This is a genomic window from Empedobacter sp. UBA2044, from assembly GCF_002333005.1.
In the GTDB taxonomy this organism is placed as follows: Bacteria; Bacteroidota; Bacteroidia; order Flavobacteriales; family Weeksellaceae; genus Empedobacter; species Empedobacter falsenii_B.
This window is the reverse complement of record NZ_DDBA01000060.1, coordinates 1-7,313: the sequence shown is the minus strand read 5'-3', so window position 1 is coordinate 7,313 and position 7,313 is coordinate 1. Positions and strand designations below refer to the sequence as shown.

Here is a 7,313-nt window from a genome sequence, read left to right as displayed (position 1 = left end):
CAACGGCAAAGAGTTACAAGATGAACTTGGCTTAAATTGGTATAACTACAGATATCGCAACTACGATCCAACTATCGGACGCTTCTTTGGTGTTGACCCTATTTCAGAAGACTACTACAATATTAGTACTTACCAATTTGCTCATAACAATCCTGTCTGGAAAATTGAGATTGAAGGTTTAGAAGGAGCTCCTACTACAAATCAAGATATTCAAAGCTACGCAGGAAATAATAGGGATCCAGAATTAGAACTTATTGAAATGACTGCAGGAAGTATAAATTCAGTACGAGCATCATTTTCAAATTTAGTTGTAAGAGGAATCAATGTTTTTACAAATAATAGTATAAATAAAAAGTATGAAGTAGAAAACGGAGCGTTAGTCTTGTACAAAGATGTACCTAAAGAGTCTACTGGAGAAAAAATAATTAATACAGTAGGAGATATTGCTACATTAGCATTGACGGCTATAGGGGGAGTAGAAGGAACATTGACTGCACAAGGAGGTAAATCTGTTTTAACCAATACTGTTAATGATGTTAAACAAAAAGTTGTAAAGACATATCAAACTTATACTAAAACAAATATAAAGACTGGTGAAGTATACACTGGTAGAACTAGTGGTACAGGAACAGCTCTTGAGAATGTAGCAAAAAGAGATAAAAACCATCATATGAATGATAAAGGTTTTGGTCCAGCTGTTTTAGATAACTCTTCTACTAATAAGAATGCAATTAGAGGTAGAGAACAATATCTTATAAAAATTAATGGGGGAGCTAAATCTCAAGGGGGAACTTCAGGTAATGCTATTAACGGTATAAGTCCAAATAATAAGAATAGAACAAAATATTTAAACGCAGCGAAAGTTTTTGGTTTATGAAAAAACAAAGAATAACAAAAGGTAGTATATTAGAAATACCTATTGATAATAAATATTATATATATGCTCAAATTTTAGAAAAATCAAGTTATGTATTTTTCGATTTTATATCTAAAGAGCAAATATCAGATTTTGAATTACTAAATGAAAAACCAATTTTATTTATTATCTCTGTTTATGATCAAGTTGTTACAAGAGGAGAATGGCTTAAAGTAGGGAAAATAAACATAAGAAAAGAATTGGAGGTTTTACCAATGTTCTTTATTCAAGATCCAATAAATAAAGAAAAATTTAGGATTTATGATGCAAATACAGGAGAAATAGTTCCAGCAACAAAAAGAGAAATCATAGGGTTAGAAAGAGCATCTGTTTGGAATAAAACCCATGTTGAAGATAGAATAAGAGATTTTTATAATAAGGTGCCTTGCGTATGGTTAGAAGAGGACAGAAAGTTATTTAATAGAGAGCTTCCTTAGGTAGTTTTCCAGATGTGTTTTTATCACACAACTTACTAATTCACAATAAAACAAAAGGCAAACAAATGTTTGCCTTTTGTTATTTTATAAAGTAGCTAGATTTTTAACGTATAATTTTTTAAATTTATCGACATAAGTTCTTTGAGTTTGTTTTAGAAGAAAACAATTATTATCCATTTGGGTTAAAACATAGTGGATACAACAATACCAATCTTGCAAATGCTAACTATAAGTACAAATACAATGATTATGGAGAAAAAAGTTTTGAGTAAACTTTTGACGAACATAGCGCACGAAGTGCTGAACTGCAAGAGGAATTAAGCTTAAATTTATACGATTACGGAGCGCGTAATTACGAACCTGCGATTGGACGTTGGATGAATATAGATCCGTTGGCGGAGAAAATGAGACGTCACTCGTCTTACAACTACGCTTTTAATAATCCTGTATTCTTTATAGATCCTGATGGGATGATGGCGGAACCGCCAACAGGATGGGCAAGCGATTGGGAAGATGAAACAGGAAAGTACGTATATAATGAACAAAATCAATTACATAGTCGTTATGTTAACGGGGAGTTTGAAGGTTTTTATGACTCTGGAGAAATAAGTCTAGAAACAGCGGTAGTATCGGCAAAAACTGAAGGCTTTACAGCTTCAGCTTTAAGAGCATATGACAAAAGTTATAATCCTGATTATAGTCCGTATAATCCTGACGCTGTTACTATGGGAACAGGAATAACTATTACTGGGAATAAAGGGACTAGTTATACATTTGAAGCTGGAGTTATTTTTGCTCCTGGCGATATAGGATTATATTTTAATTCTGGAATGGGAGTTGGGACAACACCTGGAATAGGCGTTCCTGGTTTAAATGTAGGGTTTCATGATCGAAGAGAAAATAATATAGAAAGAGATATGCTTAAAAATATAGCTGGTACTTCTGCTTCTGCAACTATTGATGGCTCAATTATGGGATACACTATTGGTCACAGTTTAAATGAAAAAGGTGGTATAGATAATAAAGGAACTATAAGTAACACATTAACATTAGGAGACGGTAAATTTTTAGGTATTGGAGCAGGAGCCTCTGTATCTAAATCTTACACATTTTCTATAATAACAGGTAAAGTATATAATTAAACTTTGATTATGAGAAACCTTATTATTTTTACTCTATTTTTTTTTCTTAATTCATGTAAAATTGATTTTACCAATGGACAAGAACAATACGAATTAGATTATTCAGTAAACATTATTTCGAATAAAAGTTATAAAGAAGATAGAATTAAATCAGCTTTTTTCACAATTATCGGAAAAAATCCCGATACAAATAAAATTGATACGTTTGAGGATGGCAGATGGTTTTCTAACGTAAGTGATTCTATTGAAAAAGGTGATACTCTTTATAAAGTAAAAGGAGCGAATTTTTTTTTAATAAAAAAGAAAAATAATATTTTAAAAATAAATTCTAAAATTAATACAAATGGAGAAATGATAGAAGTTTTAAAAAGATAGAATCAAGGATATTATTTAAAAATGGGTAGTGTATAAAAAGTGTTGTTATTTCATAATACATTAATTACAAATAAAAATTCACAATAAAGTAAAAGGCAAACGTTAGTTTGCCTTTTGTTATTTTATAAAATAACATCAAATTATATCGTTTAACGCAAAAAATAACATCTAAATAAAGTTGTGTTTTTACTTATCTTCTTCGATAATCCTTCGACCGTTGTTCGATAAAACATACTTTTTCTCGAACCATTGTCGAAGGATACTCGAACAAACCCCGAAGAAATAGGCTATTTTGTCCTTCAAAAAAATAGACGATAAAATAAGAGGTATACCTTGTTGTGAAAAAATTGTAAATCGTCAGCAAAAAGTGGACATCTAAGACCTAAAATTTAAGCTAGTGTTTTAAAAAGCATTAACTTTAATTATGGCAAATTCAAAAAAGAAAACTCCTGAAAAATTTGTAAAAGATATTCGTCAAAACACAAGACGAATATTTACAGCGGAACAAAAGATTTTAATTGTGATGGAAGCCTTACGTGCTGAGATTTCAGTAGCTGAACTTTGCCGCAAATATGCTATTTCACAATCTCAATTTTATAAGTGGAATAAAGAATTTTTAGAAGCTGGTAAAAAACGATTATCTGGAGATATTACACGAGAAGCAACAAGTGATGATGTAAGTGATTTACGCAAAGAGAATCAGCGTTTAAAAGAGATTGTAGCTGATTTAGTTGTTCGCTATGATATCGTAAAAAAAACCTTGGATTCGTTGGATTAAAGACAAAATTCAAGAAATATATGCGATTATCAGCAAGTGAAAAACACGAAATTATACAGATTGTAACTCGCTCTGAAATTGGAGTTAAACGTACTTTAGAGGAATTTGGAATTGCACGAAGTACTTTCTATAAATGGTATTCAAATTTTCTAGAGAATGGATTTGAAGGTTTAGAATCAAAAAATTATTCAACCCATCGAAAATGGAACAGCATTCCCGATTCTCAAAAGGATTTAATTGTAGAATTAGCGTTGGATTATCCTGAATTATCTGCTAGAGAACTGGCTTTTAAAATGACCGATGAATTAGGGATTTATATCTCAGAATCGAGTGTTTATCGGATATTAAAGCAGAGAGATTTAATTCCAGCACCCAATCATATTTTAATTTCAGCCGCAAACGAATTTAAAGATAAAACGAATTTTGTTCATCAAATGTGGCAGACTGATTTTACTTATTTTAAAATTATAGGATGGGGATGGTATTATTTAAGCACAATTTTAGACGATTACAGTCGATATATTATTCATTGGGAATTGTGTAGCTCCATGAAAGCTGAAGATGTGAAAAGAACTGTAAAAACAGCAATTGAAAAAGCGAAATTAAAGACGAAACAGAAACCAAAATTATTATCGGATAATGGACCTTGTTATGTGTCAAGTGAATTAAAAGATTACTTGAAAAATACGCAAAAAATGGAGCATGTTAGAGGTAAACCACTACACCCGCAAACACAAGGGAAAATCGAAAGGTATCATAGAACAATGAAAAATGTAGTGAAATTAGATCATTATTATCATCCTGATGAGCTGAAAGAAGCTCTAAATAAGTTTGTAGAAAATTATAACAATTCTAGGTATCATGAGGCTTTGAACAACCTTACTCCTTCGGATGTTTATTTTGGTAGAGCAGATAAAATTTTGGAACAAAGAGCAATTATTAAACAACAAACAATTGCAAAAAGAAGGCAGTTGTATTTTCAAGAAAAAATAATAAATTTATAAACCAAACACTCTCTTAATTTTTAGAAAGAGGTGTCTCATTTATTTTGACAACATACAAACAGTGAATTTTTGATTAGAAAATAAATTATCGGATTTATTTTCTATTTTTTCTGTATTGTCAGAGTCATCATCATTACAAGATAAAAATACTGTAGTAGAAAAAATACTAAATAGACCAAGTAAGATTAATTGTTTTTTCATATTTAATTATTTAATTGTTTTTCTTAAATTTAAGAAAAAAAACAATGAAAAAAAAAATAATCTTGCTACTAATTATTACAATTCCTTTTGTGTTTTTGATATACTATTATTTAAACTTTGCTATAGATGACTATAGATGGATATTTATTATTTTAATATTTTTCTATATATATAGAAAATCAATAGATATAATATCATTCAAAAGTAATTTAGATTTTAAAGAAATTTTAAAATTCTATATACCTTTTTATAGTTATTTTAAAAAATAAATCTATTTGTTAATTAGCTAAAAAAAACAAGAATATAAAACCATTAGAAGGTAATGTTATGTTGGTTGGATGATCAATTGCATGTGGTTGAAATTTTCGAATAAAAGGATTGTTGATCCTCATTGTTTTTTCGGAAGAAATATGAAGAAAATAGAGTAATCCAATGCCTATAAAGATCTCAGTGAAAAATAGTATATTAATTTTAAACTTCGAATAAGAGGTTTGAATAATAATGGCAATATATGCGAGTAAAACAAAAACAATATTAAAAACTATGTGTTGTTCCCACGATAATTTTTCGAGAATCCCTCCACAAGAACATGGAATAAAATCGCTGTAATGTAAGATAATGTAAATGTAGGCAGTAAATGCGATCATTATAATGAAAGAGGCATGTAATGCAATTTGTCGTGTAGAACGAAAACACAATAATAGCGTAATAATGAGCTCTATACTTATTACGGCATAACCAATCCATGTTGCATAAGCTGTAAGAATAGGTGATTGTCCCAATTGCGTTTGAAAAGTCTCAAAATCGATCAGCTTACTGACTGCTGCATAGACAAATAAAACAATAAAAAGGTAGCAGATGAGTGTTTGTAAAATAGGAGTTACTTTTCTCATGTTTTTGTGTTTTACGGTTAACGGTAAAGGGTTAACGGTTAATGCTATACAAAGTTCAGAGAAGTTATTGAGCAAGTCAATACCTATTTTTAGAAAAAACAGACCAATTTTTGTTAATTCTACTCATTTTTTAAAAATAGAACTCATTTTTTTGAAAAACCTCTCATTTTTGATGAGTTTTAGAATTGTTCTATATAAGGTAGTCTTATTTTAACCAGATTATTTGAAAACCTTTTTCTCGATACAAAATTCTTTTAGAATTCCACTCGAAATGATGGTTGTGTAATTGAAATGGGCAGAATCTACAATGTGATTGTATTTATTTTAACCACATAGAGGTATAGAAATTAGAAGATTTACAAAAGAGTAATCAATAGTTTACCATAGAGTTTTCATTTTATGAAAATGAGAATATTTTTAGTAGAGAGGTTTACGGCCAAGAGTTGCTTGTGCTGAGCCTGTCGAAGCATTGATTACTTTTTTGTTCTCTTCCCTGTAAGGCATATGAATACCGATAATTAAAATAGATAAGCTATGAATAAAAAAGTGACAAAAGATTTCTCGATACCTCGAAATGACATATTGAATGCGATTCTGAGACAAGCCTAGAATGACAAAATCCGTAAAACGTTAAGCGTAGAACGTAAAACGTAGCAAAACCTATGTTTCTATTGTGGTTAGAGAAATTAAGTGTTAAAAAGTGTTAAATTCCTGTATCGGTGTATATCGAAAATGACACTTTTCTGTATCGGTTGTGTATCCGCGCTGTATCCATTCTGTATCCATTGTATATCCGTTCCGTATGGTTTGTTCGGTGTTCGTGTATCGGTGTTTAGTTTGTAAAAAGTACTATGTATTAAGTAAAAGTCACTTCGAGAGCCTCAGTGACCTTATTAATAATGAAAACGAATTTGAATGTAAAAAAATCCGACGATTTAGAATCGAAATGCAATTCAACTCTAAATTATTGGAATAAAAAAGTTGAGGTGTTTGAACGAAGTGAGTTATCAACTTTATGGAAATAATTTATTTAGTTGAATCATTGAGAGACTACTGTCGGCATCTTTTTTTGTTTCGTTTTTTGGATGAGCAAAAAATGAAAAGAAAATTTCATAAAATGACAGAATATTAGAGAAACAATATGTTAAAAAGTGTTAAATTCCTGTATCGGTGTATATCGAAAATGACACTTTTCTGTATCGGTTGTGTATCCGCGCTGTATCCATTCTGTATCCATTGTATATGCGTTCCGTATGGTTTGTTCGTGGTTCGTGTATCGGAAGGGATTGTTAAGATGTAGTATGTATTAAGTAAAAAGTACAGATTAGATGTGGGAATTGTAGTATGTAAAAAGTATAATGTAGTAAGTATTTGAGGTTAAGAATGAGGTTCTGAACATAATTACGAGAATAAGAAGATAATTAGTAGTTCATTATTTTATTACGTTCATTTTTACTCATGAGTTATTATTGTTTTTTAATGAATTCATATGCCCTACGGGGAAGTCTTGACACAAAAACGCACCAAAAAAGTCAAGTCCGTGCTTACAAGTCGGTCAATAACGGCT

The 7,313-nt window shown here is 30.3% G+C and carries 5 protein-coding genes and 1 pseudogene; 5 read left to right on the top strand and 1 reads right to left on the bottom strand.

The window, feature by feature from the left end; all coding sequences use genetic code 11:
- The 5 genes and pseudogenes from B4E59_RS10900 to B4E59_RS10880 all read left to right on the top strand — a co-directional run.
- The coding region (locus tag B4E59_RS10900; RefSeq protein WP_291052932.1) for an RHS repeat-associated core domain-containing protein at positions 1 to 877 on the top strand (877 nt) is incomplete at its 5' end.
- Entirely contained in the window at positions 874 to 1,353 is a 480-nt protein-coding gene (locus tag B4E59_RS10895) for an immunity 26/phosphotriesterase HocA family protein (protein WP_286496291.1), read from the top strand. The genes B4E59_RS10900 and B4E59_RS10895, both read left to right, overlap by 4 nt.
- A gap of 305 nt (positions 1,354 to 1,658) precedes the next feature.
- Positions 1,659 to 2,495: an RHS repeat-associated core domain-containing protein gene (locus tag B4E59_RS14605; RefSeq protein ID WP_312067310.1), complete on the top strand. Its 837-nt coding sequence runs from the start codon at positions 1,659 to 1,661 to the stop codon at positions 2,493 to 2,495.
- 9 nt (positions 2,496 to 2,504) lie between these two features.
- Positions 2,505 to 2,870: a hypothetical protein gene (locus B4E59_RS10885; protein WP_280052132.1), complete on the top strand. Its 366-nt coding sequence runs from the start codon at positions 2,505 to 2,507 to the stop codon at positions 2,868 to 2,870.
- A 424-nt stretch (positions 2,871 to 3,294) separates the two neighbouring features.
- Positions 3,295 to 4,652, top strand: a pseudogene (locus tag B4E59_RS10880) (IS3 family transposase).
- Between the two features lie 479 nt (positions 4,653 to 5,131).
- On the opposite strand, the gene B4E59_RS10875 reads toward B4E59_RS10880, so the two are convergent.
- Entirely contained in the window at positions 5,132 to 5,746 is a 615-nt protein-coding gene (locus B4E59_RS10875) for a MauE/DoxX family redox-associated membrane protein (RefSeq protein ID WP_291052927.1), read from the bottom strand.
- Positions 5,747 to 7,313 lie beyond the last annotated feature (1,567 nt).

Excerpts from the sequence above, each read along its gene's own strand:
- B4E59_RS10895 (WP_286496291.1), top strand. The coding sequence starts at position 874 with ATGAAAAAACAAAGAATAACAAAAGGTAGTATATTAGAAATACCTATT.
- B4E59_RS10885 (WP_280052132.1), top strand. The coding sequence starts at position 2,505 with ATGAGAAACCTTATTATTTTTACTCTATTTTTTTTTCTTAATTCATGT.
- B4E59_RS10875 (WP_291052927.1), bottom strand. The coding sequence starts at position 5,746 with ATGAGAAAAGTAACTCCTATTTTACAAACACTCATCTGCTACCTTTTT.